This is a genomic window from Streptomyces niveiscabiei (assembly GCF_033794345.1).
In the GTDB taxonomy this organism is placed as follows: Bacteria; Actinomycetota; Actinomycetes; order Streptomycetales; family Streptomycetaceae; genus Streptomyces; species Streptomyces niveiscabiei.
In genome coordinates, this window is the sequence record NZ_JARAYJ010000012.1 from 83,620 (window position 1) to 99,549 (window position 15,930).

Annotated in this window: 9 protein-coding genes and 1 pseudogene; 3 read left to right on the forward strand and 7 right to left on the reverse strand. The window is 70.2% G+C overall.

Annotated features, from left to right (window positions below; genetic code table 11):
• Positions 1-30: 30 nt before the first annotated feature.
• Positions 31-2,274, forward strand: a complete 2,244-nt coding sequence (locus tag PV682_RS18680) for a heavy metal translocating P-type ATPase (RefSeq protein WP_319731206.1) — start codon at positions 31-33, stop codon at positions 2,272-2,274.
• 656 nt (positions 2,275-2,930) lie between these two features.
• Here PV682_RS18680 and PV682_RS18685 read toward each other — a convergent pair.
• Both PV682_RS18685 and PV682_RS18690 read right to left on the reverse strand, forming a co-directional pair.
• Positions 2,931-3,155, reverse strand: a pseudogene (locus tag PV682_RS18685) (NUDIX domain-containing protein); the annotation flags it as partial.
• A 44-nt stretch (positions 3,156-3,199) separates the two neighbouring features.
• Complete coding sequence (locus PV682_RS18690; protein WP_319731208.1) at positions 3,200-4,429, reverse strand: mannosyltransferase family protein; 1,230 nt, start codon at positions 4,427-4,429, stop codon at positions 3,200-3,202.
• Between the two features lie 547 nt (positions 4,430-4,976).
• Between PV682_RS18690 and recD2 the strand changes: the two genes are divergently transcribed.
• Complete coding sequence (gene recD2 / locus PV682_RS18695) at positions 4,977-7,229, forward strand: SF1B family DNA helicase RecD2 (protein ID WP_319731210.1); 2,253 nt, start codon at positions 4,977-4,979, stop codon at positions 7,227-7,229.
• 259 nt (positions 7,230-7,488) lie between these two features.
• A complete protein-coding gene (locus PV682_RS18700; RefSeq protein ID WP_055723033.1) occupies positions 7,489-8,778 on the forward strand; it encodes a citrate synthase in 1,290 nt (429 codons plus the stop codon).
• Positions 8,779-9,917: 1,139 nt separating this feature from the next.
• Here PV682_RS18700 and rbsD read toward each other — a convergent pair.
• The 5 genes from rbsD to PV682_RS18725 form a co-directional block, all read right to left on the reverse strand.
• Positions 9,918-10,307 carry a D-ribose pyranase gene (gene rbsD / locus PV682_RS18705; RefSeq protein WP_055723034.1) on the reverse strand — a complete coding sequence of 130 codons (390 nt, stop codon included), beginning with the start codon at positions 10,305-10,307 and terminating at the stop codon, positions 9,918-9,920.
• The gene (locus PV682_RS18710; protein ID WP_319731215.1) at positions 10,304-11,281 is read right to left on the reverse strand and encodes a ribokinase; all 978 of its coding nucleotides are present in this window, start codon (positions 11,279-11,281) and stop codon (positions 10,304-10,306) included. The genes rbsD and PV682_RS18710 overlap by 4 nt, the downstream gene beginning before the upstream one ends.
• Before the next feature lie 89 nt (positions 11,282-11,370).
• Positions 11,371-13,317 (reverse strand): ABC transporter permease/substrate-binding protein, encoded by a 1,947-nt coding sequence (locus PV682_RS18715; RefSeq protein ID WP_319731217.1) that lies wholly within the window; start codon positions 13,315-13,317, stop codon positions 11,371-11,373.
• Positions 13,307-14,827: a sugar ABC transporter ATP-binding protein gene (locus PV682_RS18720; RefSeq protein ID WP_319731219.1), complete on the reverse strand. Its 1,521-nt coding sequence runs from the start codon at positions 14,825-14,827 to the stop codon at positions 13,307-13,309. The genes PV682_RS18715 and PV682_RS18720 overlap by 11 nt, the downstream gene beginning before the upstream one ends.
• On the reverse strand, positions 14,824-15,840 hold the full coding sequence (locus PV682_RS18725; protein WP_319731221.1) for a LacI family DNA-binding transcriptional regulator: 1,017 nt from the start codon (positions 15,838-15,840) through the stop codon (positions 14,824-14,826). The genes PV682_RS18720 and PV682_RS18725 overlap by 4 nt, the downstream gene beginning before the upstream one ends.
• Positions 15,841-15,930 lie beyond the last annotated feature (90 nt).

Sequence of the window (15,930 nt, forward strand, 5' to 3'; positions counted from 1 at the left end):
CGGCCCGTCGCGCTTCCTGGAGTCACGGAGATGTCCAGCACGCACGCACCGGCGGCCCCGCAGACGGCCGAGGTCGAACTGATCATCGGCGGCATGACCTGCGCCTCCTGCGCCGCCCGGATCGAGAAGAAGCTCAACCGGATGGACGGCGTCGAGGCGACCGTCAACTACGCGACCGAGAAAGCCAAGGTCAGTTACCCCCTGGGGGTAGCGGTGACCGATCTGATCGACACCGTCGTCAAGACCGGGTACACCGCCGAGGAACCCGCGCGCGTGGAGGACGTCGCGGACACCGACGCCCCTGAGGGCGACGATCCGGAACTCGGCGCCCTTCGGCAGCGCCTGCTGGTGTCCGGCGTCCTCGCGGTCCCCGTGATCCTCCTGTCGATGATCCCTTCGCTCCAGTTCGACAACTGGCAGTGGCTGTCGCTGACGCTCGCCGCGCCGGTCGTCGTCTGGGGCGGCTGGCCCTTCCACAAGGCCGCCTGGACGAACCTGCGGCACGGCTCCTCGACGATGGACACGCTGGTGTCCGTCGGGACGGCCGCCGCGTTCGGCTGGTCCCTGTGGGCGCTGTTCTTCGGGGACGCCGGGATGCCCGGGATGCGGCACGGCTTCGACCTGACCGTCTCGCGCGAGGGCGCGTCGTCCGCGCTGTACCTGGAGGTCGCCGCCGGGGTCACCGCCTTCCTGCTGCTCGGCCGGTATCTGGAGGCGCGCGCGAAGCGGCGTTCCGGGGCCGCGCTGCGCGCGCTGATGGAGCTGGGCGCCAAGGACGTCGCCGTCCTGCGCGACGGGCGCGAGATACGCGTTCCGATCGGCGACCTGAAGGCCGGTGACCGGTTCGTCGTGCGGCCCGGCGAGAAGGTCGCGACGGACGGGGTGGTCGTCGAGGGGGCGTCCGCCGTGGACGCGTCGATGCTGACCGGGGAGTCCGTGCCGGTGGACGTCGGGCCCGGGGACACCGTCACCGGGGCAACCGTCAACGCCGGGGGGCGGCTCGTCGTCGAGGCCACGCGCGTGGGCGCGGACACGCAGCTCGCGCGGATGGCGCGGCTCGTGGAGGACGCGCAGAACGGGAAGGCGCAGGTGCAGCGGCTGGCCGACCGGATCGCCGCCGTGTTCGTGCCGGCCGTGCTGCTGATCGCCGCCGCGACCTTCGGGGGGTGGCTGGGGGCGACCGGCGACACGGTGGCCGCGTTCACCGCCGCCGTCGCCGTCCTGATCATCGCCTGCCCGTGCGCGCTGGGGCTCGCGACGCCGACCGCGCTCCTCGTGGGGACCGGCCGGGGCGCCCAGCTCGGCATCCTGATCAAGGGACCCGAGGTGCTGGAGTCGACCCGGCGCGTCGACACGGTCGTCCTGGACAAGACCGGGACCGTGACGACGGGGCGGATGACGCTCCAGGACGTGTACGCCGGCGAGGGGACCGACGAGCGGCAGGTGCTGCGGCTCGCGGGAGCGCTGGAGCACGCCTCCGAGCACCCGATCGCCCAGGCGATCGCCTCAGGGGCCGCTGAGCGGGTCGGGGAGCTGCCCGAGGTGTCCGGCTTCGAGAACGTGCCCGGGAGGGGCGTACGGGGCCGCGTGGACGGCCTGGAGGTGGCCGTGGGGCGGCTCTTCGAGGGCGCCGCGGAGCTTCCCGAGGAGCTGGCCCGGGTGCGGGACGAGGCCGAGCGGGGCGGGCGTACCGCCGTCGTCGTCGGGTGGGGCGGGCGGGCGCGCGGTGTGCTGGCCGTCGCCGACGCCGTGAAGGAGACCAGCGCCGAGGCCGTGCGCGCCCTGCGCTCGCTCGGGCTGACGCCGGTGCTGCTCACCGGGGACAACCGGGTCGTCGCCGCCTCCGTCGCCGCCGAGGTCGGGATCGACGAGGTGGTGGCCGAGGTGCTGCCCGAGGACAAGGTGGCCGCCGTCCAGCGGTTGCAGGGCGAGGGCCGGGTCGTCGCGATGGTCGGGGACGGGGTCAACGACGCCGCCGCGCTCGCGCAGGCCGATCTCGGGCTCGCGATGGGGACCGGGACCGACGCGGCCATCGAGGCGGGCGACCTCACGCTCGTGCGCGGGGACCTGCGCGTCGCCGCCGACGCGATCCGGCTCTCCCGCAAGACCCTCTCGACCATCAAGGGCAACATCGTGTGGGCGTTCGGCTACAACGTCGCCGCGCTGCCGCTCGCCGCGGCCGGGCTGCTCAATCCGATGATCGCCGGGGCCGCGATGGCCTTCTCCTCGGTGTTCGTGGTCACGAACAGCCTCCGGCTGCGTACGTTCCGCTGAACTCCGGGCGGAGTTACCAGAGGTTACGGGGAGTTCGTTCAATTTGATACGACCGGATATGACAATCCCCCTGGAGTCCGGGCAGCGCCTCACATAAGCTCTTCACAAGGCTCGCGCATCTTCACCACGCGGGAGCCCCGGTCGCCGTATCCGGTCACTTGCGCACCAAACGGGACGTGCGCGAGAGACACAGATCACAGTGATGTGAACGTAACCATCGAAGGGGTTCGAAGGTCTAAGTTGACGGTGTCAGGAAGCGTCTTGGGGGGCGCGGACTGGCTTCTGGGGATGTCTTGGGGGACCTCCTCAGAGATGCGTTGCCGGGACACGTACAACGGGAAGCTTTGAGCGGCCCTCCCAGCGTGCGCGTCCCGGCAGATCGCAGAACCACGCGGTGCGGCGAGTTTCGCTCGTTCCGCTCACGCACAACCGCATACGCAGTACACAGCACAGCGATTCAGGCGCTGTCCTCCGAAACGCCCGGCCGGATCCCGTGGGGGGAATCCGTACCGGGACATGGGAAGGCGCCCTGGACGTCGGCCCGTGGGGGGACCGGCGCCAGGGCGCCTTCTGCTGTCCGGGGGCGTTCACGCGGGGCCGCCGTCAGTGCCGGATCAGGCCGCCGACCTGCTACGGGCGCGGTGTGGCCGGTCGCCGGGCTCCGGTCTCAGTCCGTCCGCCGGTGATCCGTACCGCGTAGAAGACCCCGGTGCACCCCGTCTCCTCGGCGACCTCGCGGATCACCGCGTCGTACGGGTCCTCCCCGTGCTCCACGCCGCCGGGCAGTGTCCAGAGGGCTCGTCCCGCGGGGGTACGCATCGCGCGAGGAGCATGCTGCCGTCCTTGACGCACACGGCGTACGCCGCCAGTCGGAAAGTCATACGCGGGATTGTTACCGGTTCCCCTTGCGCGCGTGCGCCGGTTACTAGATCGCGAAGTGCCAGACCGTGAGCATGTACGCGCCGTACCAGGAGCCGAAGAGGGCCGCGGCGGCCAGGGTGATGATCGCCGTGCTCGTGCGCACGCGCGCGAGGGCGCGGGACATCGGGACGACGAAGATCAGGGCGGGGATCAGGAGGCGGAGTTTCGAGTGGTAGAAGTTGCTCTGGCCGAGGGTGATCACCAGGACGACCGTGCCGTAGGTCGCCAGTGGGGGCCAGACTCTGTCCCGCCAGGCCGCCGCTGTCGCCGCGATGAGGGCGAGCAGCAGGAGGGCCGTGCTGACCGGGACCCAGCCGTCCGACTTCGTGAACGTGTCGCCGAGGAAGCCGAAGAACGCGTCGCCGTTGTCCCAGCGGGTGCCCCAGCCCGCTTCCTGGATCTTGAACCAGGCATCTATCTCGCCGGTGCGGACGGCCACCCACAGGACGTAGGCGGGGACGCCGCAGTAGGACAGCAGGAGGGCCGTGAGGGGGCGCCAGGTGATGCGGGACTCGCGGCGGAAGTGCAGGACGACCGCCACGCCCAGGGCCGCCATGAGGGCCACCGCCACGGGACGGGTCAGGCCCGCCAGGAGGATCAGGGTGCCCGCCGTGAGCCATGCCTTGCGGTGGATCGCGAGGAGGGCGGCTGCCGCGAAGGCGAGGAACAGGGACTCGCTGTAGGACATCAGGAAGACGAGCGCCATGGGCTGGGCGCAGGCGACGAGGAACGTCGCCATGTGGGCCGTACGGCGGTCGTAGAGGTCCAGGAGGAGGCGGTGCAGGCAGATGAGGGCGGCTATGAGCGCGAGGTGCGCGGCGACCAGGCCGGCCGTGTCGTAGTCCAGGAACGTCAGCGTGTGGACCGTACGGACGAGGAGCGGGTACGCGGGGAAGAAGGCCAGGGTGCCGCCCTGGAGGCCGTCGGGGGTGATCGCGAAGTCCTGGGGGTAGCCGTTGCGGGCTATGTCGAGGAACCACTGGCCGTCCCAGGAGATCAGCCGGTCGTGGACGCTCTGGTCGCCGGGCGGGTTCAGGAGGGCGAGCAGGACGAGGTGGAGGACCACGGAGACGCCGTACACCGCGAGGGGGAAGCGGGCCGCGCGGGCGGCGCGGTGGAGGCGGTTGAGGCGGGGGCGCGTGTTCCAGGGGTCGGTGCGCGGGGGCGGCGCGGGGGCGCGCACCTCGGGCGGGAGGGGGCCGCGGGCCGGCAGCGGGAGAGGGGTGGGCGGCATAGGGGGCGTTCGCAATTCTTTCTTCGGCAATGCGCCTGGCGGGAATTGAGGCGGAGTCAGCCAGGGCCCGGGCTCGGATACGGGCGGGAATCGGAGGGCGGAAGGCGGTGTTCGGGGGGAAGTCCGAGCGGGCTCGCATTCGGTGGGGAATAGCGGCGGGTCACCGTCGGGTGACTCACCGGAAAGACCAGTGCGACCGCGAGGAGTAACAGCGAGGCGGCAGCGCACGAGCCGAGAAGAAGGGCTCTGATCGGGTGCGACGGCATGGCGGCATCTCCGGGCGTGGAACGGTGGGGGGTCTCCAGGAGCCGGATATCGCGGGGTGGTGCGACATTTCTTCGCGTCCTCGCGATGAGATGTTCGATCCTCTCATGCGCATGATCGAGGAAATAGTCCGTCAGCTTACTTGAAGTGTAAAGCTTCAATCTCGATTGTGAATCGATGGTGAAAAGTGAGCGCCGATCGGATACTGACCGGTCGCTTTTACGGACGGCCCGGAACCACCCGTTCACACCCCGCTGTCAGACCCGGGCGGTACCTTCGGATCATGTCCAGTCAGGCGGGGAACCCCTCGGGTGAACGGCGGTCGACGACCCTCGAAGGCGTGCTGGAGCGCATCACGTACGCGAACGAGGAGAACGGCTACACGATCGCCCGCGTAGACACCGGCAGAGGCGCCGGTGATCTTCTCACGGTCGTCGGCGCGCTCCTCGGCGCGCAGGTCGGGGAGTCGCTGCGGATGGAGGGCCGCTGGGGCTCGCACCCGCAGTACGGCAAGCAGTTCACCGTGGAGAACTACACGACCGTCCTGCCCGCGACGGTCCAGGGCATCCGGCGCTACCTGGGCTCGGGCCTGGTCAAGGGCATCGGCCCGGTCTTCGCCGACCGCATCACCCAGCACTTCGGCATCGACACCCTGCGGATCATCGAGGAGGAGCCGAAGCGCCTGATCGAGGTGCCGGGGCTCGGCCCGAAGCGGACCAAGAAGATCGCCGACGCCTGGGAGGAGCAGAAGGCGATCAAGGAGGTCATGCTCTTCCTCCAGACCGTCGAGGTGTCGACGTCCATCGCGGTGCGCATCTACAAGAAGTACGGCGACGCCTCGATCTCCGTCGTCAAGAACCAGCCCTACCGCCTCGCGGCCGACGTGTGGGGCATCGGCTTCCTCACCGCCGACAAGATCGCCCAGTCCGTCGGCATCCCCCACGACAGCCCCGAGCGCGTGAAGGCTGGCCTCCAGTACGCGCTCTCGCAATCCGCCGACCAGGGCAACTGCTACCTCCCCGAGGAGCGCCTCATCGCGGACGCGGTGAAGCTCCTCCAGGTCGACACCGGCCTGGTCATCGAGTGCCTGGCGGAACTCGCCGGGCCGCCGGCCGAGGAGGACGGCGAGCCCGGTGTCGTACGGGAGAAGGTCCCCGGTCCGGACGGGGAGCCGGTGACGGCCGTGTACCTGGTGCCGTTCCACCGCGCGGAGCTGTCCCTCGCCGGGCAGGTGCTGCGGCTGCTGCGCACCGGCGAGGACCGGATGCCCGCGTTCAAGGACGTCGTCTGGGACAAGGCGCTGGAGTGGCTGAAGCGGCGTACGGGCGCGGAGCTGGCGCCCGAGCAGGAGGCGGCCGTCCGGCTCGCGCTGAGCGAGAAGGTCGCGGTGCTGACGGGCGGGCCGGGGTGCGGGAAGTCGTTCACCGTGCGGTCGATCGTGGAGCTGGCGCGCGCGAAGCGGGCCAAGGTGCTGCTGGCCGCGCCGACCGGGCGCGCGGCGAAGCGGCTCGCGGAGCTGACCGGCGCGGAGGCGTCGACGGTGCACCGGCTGCTGGAGCTGAAGCCGGGCGGGGACGCGGCGTACGACCGGGAGAGGCCGCTGGACGCGGACCTGGTCGTCGTCGACGAGGCGTCGATGCTGGACCTGCTGCTCGCCAACAAGCTCGTCAAGGCCGTGCCGCCGGGCGCGCACCTGCTGTTCGTGGGGGACGTCGACCAGTTGCCGAGCGTCGGCGCGGGCGAGGTGCTGCGGGATCTGCTCGCCGAGGGCGGGCCGGTGCCGGCGGTGCGGCTGACGCGCGTGTTCCGGCAGGCCCAGCAGTCGGGGGTGGTGACCAACGCGCACCGGATCAACGCCGGGCAGCATCCGGTGACCGACGGGATGAAGGACTTCTTCCTGTTCGTCGAGGACGACACGGAGGAGGCGGGGAAGCTCGCGGTGGACGTGGCCGCGCGGCGCGTCCCGGCGAAGTTCGGGCTCGATCCGCGGCGCGACGTCCAGGTCCTGGCGCCGATGCACCGGGGGCCCGCGGGCGCCGGGAATCTCAACGGGCTGCTCCAGCAGGTCATCACGCCCGGCCGGCCCGACGTACCGGAACGGCGGTTCGGGGGGCGGGTGTTCCGGGTCGGGGACAAGGTCACGCAGGTGCGCAACAACTACGACAAGGGGGCCAACGGGGTCTTCAACGGGACCGTCGGCGTCATCACCTCACTCGACCCGGTGGAACAGAGCCTCACCGTGCTGACGGACGAGGACGAGGAGGTGAGCTACGACTTCGACGAGCTGGACGAACTGGCGCACGCGTACGCCGTCACCATCCACCGGTCGCAGGGCAGCGAGTATCCCGCTGTTGTGATTCCCGTCACGACGGGGGCATGGATGATGCTCCAGCGGAACCTGTTGTATACGGCCGTCACACGCGCGAAGCGGCTGGTCGTGCTCGTGGGCTCGCGCAAGGCGATCGGGCAGGCCGTCCGGACGGTCTCCGCGGGGAGGCGGTGCACGGCGCTGGACTTCAGACTGGCCCAGGGGTGATGACGCGGCGGCGGGCGGACCTCCTTGTCCGTATGCCCTGTGAAGTCGTGGGAAAAAATGATCGATCAAATGAGTCACGAAGGTCACAGAGCACTTCCGGAACCGGAATAAAGGCGGCAGGATGAACAAGTTGGCGGCACTGAGTGCCGCCGACACGCCCGATGGCCGACCCCGAGTGCACTCTCCTGCGCCAAATGGGGGATGGTAGAGACAGTCAGGGCAACCTCGAAGATGAGGCACAACGTCGGTGAGGGAAGACGTGAGCGACAACTCTGTAGTACTGCGGTACGGCGACGGCGAGTACACCTACCCGGTGATCGACAGCACCGTCGGTGACAAGGGCTTCGACATCGGGAAGCTCCGCGCCCAGACCGGTCTCGTGACACTCGACAGCGGCTACGGCAACACCGCCGCGTACAAATCCGCGGTCACCTACCTCGACGGTGAGGCGGGCATCCTGCGCTATCGGGGTTACCCGATCGAGCAGCTGGCCGAGCGCTCCACGTTCCTGGAGGTGGCCTACCTGCTGATCAACGGTGAGCTGCCGACCGTCGACGAGCTCGCCGTGTTCAAGAGCGACATCACGCAGCACACGCTGCTGCACGAGGACGTCAAGAACTTCTACAAGGGGTTCCCGCGCGACGCGCACCCGATGGCGATGCTGTCGTCCGTCGTCTCCGCGCTGTCGACGTTCTACCAGGACAGCCACAATCCGTTCGACGAGAAGCAGCGCAACCTCTCGACGATCCGGTTGCTCGCGAAGCTTCCGACCATCGCGGCGTACGCGTACAAGAAGTCCGTCGGGCATCCGTTCGTCTACCCGCGCAACGACCTCGGGTACGTCGAGAACTTCCTGCGGATGACGTTCTCCGTGCCGGCCCAGGACTACGACCTCGACCCGGTCGTCGTCGCCGCGCTCGACAAGCTGCTCATCCTGCACGCCGACCACGAGCAGAACTGTTCGACCTCGACGGTCCGTCTCGTCGGGTCGTCGCAGGCGAACATGTTCGCGTCCATCTCCGCGGGCATCAACGCGCTGTGGGGGCCCCTCCACGGTGGCGCCAACCAGTCCGTCCTGGAGATGCTCGAAGGCATCCAGGCCAGCGGTGGTGACGTCGACTCCTTCATCCGCAAGGTGAAGAACAAGGAGGACGGCGTCCGGCTCATGGGCTTCGGGCACCGGGTCTACAAGAACTTCGACCCCCGCGCGAAGATCATCAAGGCCGCGGCCCACGATGTCCTCTCCGCGCTCGGCAAGTCCGACGAGCTGCTCGACATCGCGCTCAAGCTCGAGGAGCACGCGCTCTCCGACGACTACTTCGTGTCGCGGAGCCTGTACCCCAACGTCGACTTCTACACCGGGCTCATCTACCGGGCTATGGGCTTCCCGACGGAGATGTTCACGGTGCTGTTCGCGCTGGGTCGTCTGCCGGGGTGGATCGCCCAGTGGCACGAGATGATCAAGGAGCCGGGTTCGCGGATCGGGCGTCCTCGGCAGATCTACACGGGCGTGGTGGAGCGGGACTTCGTGCCGGTCGAGGAGCGTTAGCCTTCGGCGGATACGCCGGGTGGTGTGAGCGTGGGTGAGGGTCCTTCCGTCTGGTGACGGGAGGGCCCTTCGCCTGTGGGGGGGCTGATCGCGGGCGAACACCGTCGTGGTCATCTGGCCGAAGGCGCCGATCGCCGCCCGGCCGTAGCCGGAGGCCACCGCCGGGCGAGCGGGCGTCCGGGCCGTCCCTGCGGGTGGCCGATGGCCCGGACCGTCGAAGCCGGGCGGGTGGCGTCGCCGACGATGGTCTGGGCGGCGACCGTGAGCACAGTCTTCGGGACGCCGCGTCCGCCTTGCCGGGTGTGCCGACCGAGGCCGTCCTGAAACGCCCGGCGGTCTCGACGCCGCTCTGCGCCCGGGCGAGCGGCGGTGGAGGGGTCGACGGCCGTGCCGCTGGGGAAGTGCTTGGAGACGCAGTGGCGCACGACCTCGTTTTCCGTTGCACGCCAAGTCCCCCTGTCGGCTGCGAGCCTCGACAGGGACCGTCCGGACGAGGGGTATCACCCCTCAAGTCGCCCACGATGTCGTCGAGTTCGGCTCGGCCTCCCCGTCGGGTGCGTTCTTCGGCTTCGCCTCCGTCCTTCTGGTCACCACCTCCACGCCGCGCGCGCCGGGCGCCCTCAGCCCGAGGGGGCGTACTGGAGCCGGAGCGGTACCGGGCCAACCCGGTGAGCGGCACGGGAGGCGAGGGGTTCCCCGAACATGCCTGGGTGGGGCGGGAGTTGGAGATCGGTGACGATGCCGTCCTGTACGTCGTCGCCTCCACGCCCCGCTGAGCCGTCCCGCCCCTGGAACACAGCCGGATCCCGCGCGTCCCGGAAGCGTTGCGCATCCCGGCGCGGCGCGGTCTCGTCCTCGCAGTGTTGGGCCGTCCGGCCGAGCCCTGTGTCAGGGGGTACGGGGTGGTCGGGTGTGCGAAGGGGGTGTCGGGCGCCTCTGGTGCCGGTGGCCGGAAAAATCTTCGGGAAGCTGTACAACCCTTTCCCGTCCAGGGCGGTCGTACTGTGCGTCGGAACCTTGGAGGGGGATCTGGGGGGGATCGCGAGGGTTCCGGCGCGGAGGGGGAAACGCCGAGGGGCCCGGTCGACGGACGGGGCCCCTCGAAGCATTCTCGGCAACAGGTCGATCGGTGGCAGACGCTAGAAAAACACCCCGCACCGCAACAGCACGTTCGCGTACGGCCGTGCCTCCCCGGTGCGCACCACCAGCCGTGCCCCGGCGCTGAGTTCCTTCAGCTTCTCGTGCGAGACGTACGACAGCTCCGCGAACGACCCGGCCAGCAACCCGTCCGCACCGGGGTTCGCCTCCCGGACCTCCTCCGCCGCGACCGCCCCCTCGACGACCAACTCGTCGAGCAGCCCGGCGAGTACGTCCTCGAACGACGGCACCCCCGCCCGGAACGCGAGGTCGACCACCCGGGGCCCGTCCGGAATCGGCATCCCCGCGTCGCACACGAGCACCCCGTCCCCGTGCCCCAACTCGGCGATGGCTCCGGCGAGATGGCGATTCAGAATCCCACCCTTCTTCACAGGGACTCACCTCGCGAGGCAGCGCCGGTGATGTCGTCCGACCCGTTGTCCCCCGGGCCGGCACAACACAGGGCATCGACCTCCTCGGCCGTCGGGAACGACTCCTGCGCGCCCCTCCGCGTCACCGCGACCGCGCCGACGCGGGCGGCGTAGGCGGCGGCGTCCGCGAGGGACTCCCCCGCCCCCAACTTCCAGGCCAGCGCGGCCGTGAAGGAGTCACCGGCACCGGTCGTGTCGACGGCGTCGACCTTCACGGAAGCGATCCGCACGACCTCGTCCGATACGGCGGAAGCCACCAACGCCCCCTCCGAACCCAGCGTGACCACAACGGACTTGGGACCGCTCGCGAGCAACTCCCGTGCCCACTCGGTGGGATCGTCGCCGATCGAGCCGCCGCCCAGGATCACCCGGGCCTCGTGCTCGTTGACGATGAGCGGATCGCACGCGGCCAACACCTCGGCGGGCAGCGCCTGCGGGGGCGAGGGGTTCAGCACGAACCGCGTACCGGACGGCAGTTGGCGCACGACCTCGACGACGGACTCCAGCGGGATCTCCAACTGCGCCGAGACGACCCGCGAGGCGTGGAACAGGGACCCGGCGGAGCGGATGTCCTGAGGCGTCAGCCGACCGTTGGCGCCGGGCGACACGACGATGCTGTTGTCCCCGGACGGGTCGACGGTGATCAGCGCGACGCCGGTCGGCGCCCCGCCCACCAGCACGCCCACCGTGTCGACCCCGGCGCCCTGCTGCGACTCCAGCAGCAGCCGCCCGTTCGCGTCGTCCCCGACCCGCGCGAGCAGCGCCGTACGCGCCCCGAGCCGCGCGGCGGCGACCGCCTGGTTGGCCCCCTTGCCGCCGGGGTGGACGGCGAGGTCCGAGCCGAGCACCGTCTCCCCGGCGCCGGGCCTGCGCTCGACGCCGATCACGAGATCGGCGTTGGCCGACCCGACGACCAGCAGGTCGTAGTCGTACATGAAACTCCCCAATCAGAACGGATCGCACAACCGGCCGAACCACCGAAGCGGCCGGGGCACGCGCCCGCGCCCCGGCCACTCCGCTCACCTCAGCCGCTGAACCCGGCCACGTTCTCCTTCGTGACCACCTTCACCGGCACCTTGATCGTCTCCTCGACCTTCTCGCCCTTGATCGCCTTGAGCGCGTTGTCCACGGCGATCCTCCCGAGCTGCGACGGCTGCTGGGCGATCGACGCGTACAGCGTCCCCTGCTCAACCGCCTTGAGCCCGTCGGGAGTTCCGTCGAACCCGACGACCTGGACGGACTTCCCGGCCTTGGACCCGAGCGCCTTGACCGCGCCGAGCGCCATCTCGTCGTTCGCGGCGATGACGCCCTGCACGTCCGGGTGCGCCTGGAGCAGGTTCGACATCACGTCGAGCCCCTTGGTCCGGTCGAAGTCGGCCGGCTGCTGCGCGACGACCTGGATACCGGGGTACGCCTTGAGCCCCTTGGCGAAGCCCTCGGCGCGCTCGCGCGCGGCGGACGTACCCGCCTGCCCCTGGAGGATGACGATCTTCCCGCTGCCGCCGAGCTTCTCGGCGATGGTCTTCGCCGCCTGTTCGCCGCCGGCGACGTTGTCGGAGGCGACGAGCGCGTTCACCTCGGCCTTGTTGACGCCGCGGTCGACGGCGATGACGGGGATCTTCGCCTTGTCCGCGGCCTTCACGGAGTTGCCGGCCGCGTCCGAGTCCACCGGGTTGACGATGATCGCGCCGAGGTTCGAACTGGTGAAGTTCTGGAGCTGGTTGGCCTGCTGGGAGGCGTCGTTCTGCGCGTCGGTGACGGTCAGGTCGACGCCCAGCTTCTTCGCCTCGGCCTGCGCACCGGACCGGATCTGCACGAAGAACGGGTTGTTGAGCGTGGAGAGCGAGAGGCCGATCTTCTGGTTGCCGGACTTCGAGTCGTCGTGCAGGAACGACGTGGCACCCACGACCGCGACGGTCACGACCGCCGCGACCCCGTACGTCGCGACCTGCTTCCCCTTGCCCCCGCCGGGCGCCCCGATCGCCGTCGGCGCCGCCCCGGCCTTGCGCCGCACCGTGTCCAGCAGCACCGCCAGCGCGATGACGACACCGATGACGACCTGCTGCCAGAACGCGGAGACGTTCAGCAGGTTCAGCCCGTTGCGCAGCACGGCGAGGATCAGCGCGCCGATCAGCGTGCCCGAGGCCTTACCCGTACCCCCGGCGAGGGACGCGCCGCCGATGACGACGGCGGCGATGGCGTCCAGCTCGTACCCGCTGGCGGCCTGCGGCTGCGCGGAGGAGAGCCGGGAGGCGAGGACGACACCGGCGATGGCGGCGAAGACGCCGGACAGCGCGTAGATCGCGAGCTTCTGCCGGTTCACCCGCAGGCCCGACAGGCGTGCCGCTTCCTCGTTACCACCGATGGCGTACATCGAACGGCCGATGTACGTACGCCCCAGGACGAACGCGGCGATGAGACCCATGGCCACCATCACGAGCACCGGCACCGGCAGCCACCCGCCGAGCGTGTCGCCCAGGTGGGAGATCGAGTCCGGGAACGCGATCGGCGACCCGTCCGAGATGACCAGCGCGAGCCCGCGCGCCACCGACAGCATCGCGAGCGTCGCGATGAACGGCGGCAGCTTGCCGTACGAGATGAGGAATCCGTTTATCAGGCCTGAAGCCACCCCTGTGGCCAGCGCCAGCAGCACCGCGAGCGCCACCGGCACGCCGTGATTCGTGGCGGTCCACGCCAGCACGGTCGCCGACAGGGCCGCCACCGAACCCACCGACAGGTCGATGCCCGCCGAGACGATCACGAAGGTGACGCCGAAGGCGAGGATGGCGGTCACGGCCGCCTGGACACCGACGTTGAGCAGGTTGTCGGTGGTCAGGAAGTCGCCCGACAGCGCCGACATGGCGACGACGAGGACGATCAGCGCGGTCAGCGCGCCGTTGTCGAGCAGCAGGCGGCGCACCGCCGCGGCGCCACCGGCGCCCGTACCGCTCTTGAGCGTTTCAGCGGCCACGGGGGGCCTCCAGTTCGGTAGTGGGGTTGCTCACGGCCAGCGACATGACCGCGTCCTGCGTGGCCTCCTCGGCGGACAGCTCGCCCGCGATGCGGCCCTGTGCCATCACCAGCACCCGGTCGCTCATACCGAGCACCTCGGGCAGATCGCTGGAGATCATGAGGACGGCCGCCCCGGCGGCCGTCAGTTCGTTGATCAGCTGGTAGATCTCGACCTTGGCGCCGACGTCGATGCCGCGCGTCGGCTCGTCGAGGATCAGCACCTTCGTGTCGGCCAGGAGCCACTTGCCGATGACGACCTTCTGCTGGTTGCCGCCGGACAGCGTCCGCACCTGCTGGCCGAGCCCCGCCATCCGCACACCGAGCTGCCCGGCGATCCGGGCGGCGTCGTCGCGCTGGCTCCTGAGGTCGACGATCCCCCCTTTGGTGGCAGACCTGAGAGTGACCAGTCCGAGGTTCTCCTCGACCGACTGGTCAAGGACGAGGCCCTGGCCCTTGCGGTCCTCAGGTACCAGCCCGATGCCCGCGGCCATGGCGGCGACGACGTCGTGGCGCTTGAGGGAGGACCCGGAGACCCGGACCGTACCGTGGTCGTACGGGTCCGCCCCGAAGACGGCGCGTACCACCTCGGTACGACCCGCCCCGACGAGACCGGCGATACCGACGACCTCACCCGCGCGCACCTCGAAGCTGACGTCGTGGAAGACGCCGTCCCGCGTCAGCCCCTCCACGGACAGCAGGGCCGCGCCCGTGTCGGCCCGCTCGCGCGGGTACTGCTGCTCGATGGACCGGCCCACCATCAGCCGGACGAGTTCCTCCTCCGGCGTGGAGGCGGGCACCTGGCCGACCGACTTGCCGTCGCGGATGACCGTCACCCGGTCCCCGAGCGCGGCGATCTCCTCCAGGTGGTGCGTGATGAAGACGATCCCGACGCCGTCCTCGCGCAGCTTGCGCACGATGACGAACAGCTTCTCGACCTCCTCGGAGGTCAGCACGGCCGTCGGCTCGTCCATGATCAGTACGCGCGCGTCGAGGCTCAGGGCCTTGGCGATCTCGACCATCTGGAGCCGGGCGATGCCGAGTTCACGCACCCGCGCGCGGGGCGAGACGTTGACGCCGACGCGTGCGAGCAGCACCTCGGCGTCCGCCTCCATCTTCTTGCGGTCGATCATCCCGTACCTGCGCGGCTGGCGGCCCAGGAAGATGTTCTCGGCGACCGTCAGGTCGGGGACGAGGTTGAACTCCTGGTAGATCGTGGCGATCCCGAGCCGCTCGGAGTCCTGCGCACCATGGATGCGCACCTCCTCGCCGCCCGCCAGGATCCGGCCCTCGTCCGGTGTGTACGCGCCGGAGAGCATCTTGATCAGCGTGCTCTTTCCCGCGCCGTTCTCACCGAGCAGCACATGGACCTCGCCCCGCCTCAGGTCGAAGTCGACGCGGTCCAGCGCGACCACCCCGGGGAAGGTCTTCCTGATGCCCTCGATGCGCAGCAACTCGTCCGCGTTGCTCACGACTGGCTCCTGTTCGTTACGGGGTTCTCGCCGCACGAGCGGCGAACGACGAGACGGGCGGGGAGCGTCACCGACTGCGGCGCCCGCCCCTCGATGCGGTCCACGAGCGCGCGGACGGCGGCCCGCCCCAGCTCGCCCGTGGGCTGCGAGATCGCGGTGATCGGCGGGTCCGTGTGCACGAACCAGCGGATGTCGTCGAACGCGGCGAGCGCGATGTCGTCCGGCACGCGCAGCCCGCGCGCGCGTACGGCGTCCAGGGCGCCCAGCGCCATCAGGTTGTCCGCCGCGAACACGACCTGCGGGGGTTCGGCGAGGTCGAGGAAGCCCTCGGTGACCCGGCGTCCACTCTCGGCCTGGAAGTCGCCCTGGCCTATGTACTGGTCCGGCAGGTCGAGCCCGTACGCCTCCAGCGCCTCGCGGAACGCCTCGACGCGCTCCTGGCCGGTCGTGGTCGCCGCCGGTCCCGCGATGATCGCGAGCCGCCGGTGGCCCAGCCGGTGCAGGTGCGCGACGAGATCCCGTACGGCGCCTCGCCCGTCCGACCGCACGACGGGTACGTCCACGCCGGGGATCCAGCGGTCCACGAACACCATCGGCGTCCCGCCCCGGGCGGCGTCCAGCATCAGCGGCGACCCGCCGTCGGTGGGCGACACGAGCAGGCCGTCGATACGCCGGTCCAGCAGCGTCCGTACGTGGTGGTCCTGGAGCTCCGGCCGCTCGTCGGCGTTCCCGATGATCACGCTGTACCCGAGCGCCCGCGCCTCTTCCTCGACGGACCGCGCGAGCTCCGTGAAGTACGGGTTCAGCACGTCGCTGATCACGAGGCCGAGGGTGCGCGTCTGGTCCGTACGCAGGGAGCGCGCGACGGCGTTCGGCCGGTACCCCAGCGCCTCGACGGCGGCCAGCACCCTCGTCCGCGCGTCCGCGCTCACCGAGGGGTGCTCGTTCAGGACACGCGACACCGTGGCGACCGACACTCCCGCCTCGGCCGCGACGTCCTTGATGCTCGCCATAGCCGCCCCACCTCCTCGTGGAATCGATTACATCGACGTGTCAACACGATTGGAATCGATTACATGCCCGGCGGGCAAGTCTTCAGCCAG

Excerpts from the sequence above, each read along its gene's own strand:
- PV682_RS18690 (WP_319731208.1), bottom strand. The coding sequence starts at position 4,429 with ATGCCGCCCACCCCTCTCCCGCTGCCGGCCCGCGGCCCCCTCCCGCCC.
- PV682_RS18725 (WP_319731221.1), bottom strand. The coding sequence starts at position 15,840 with ATGGCGAGCATCAAGGACGTCGCGGCCGAGGCGGGAGTGTCGGTCGCC.
- PV682_RS18710 (WP_319731215.1), bottom strand. The coding sequence starts at position 11,281 with ATGTACGACTACGACCTGCTGGTCGTCGGGTCGGCCAACGCCGATCTC.
- PV682_RS18680 (WP_319731206.1), top strand. The coding sequence starts at position 31 with ATGTCCAGCACGCACGCACCGGCGGCCCCGCAGACGGCCGAGGTCGAA.
- recD2 (WP_319731210.1), top strand. The coding sequence starts at position 4,977 with ATGTCCAGTCAGGCGGGGAACCCCTCGGGTGAACGGCGGTCGACGACC.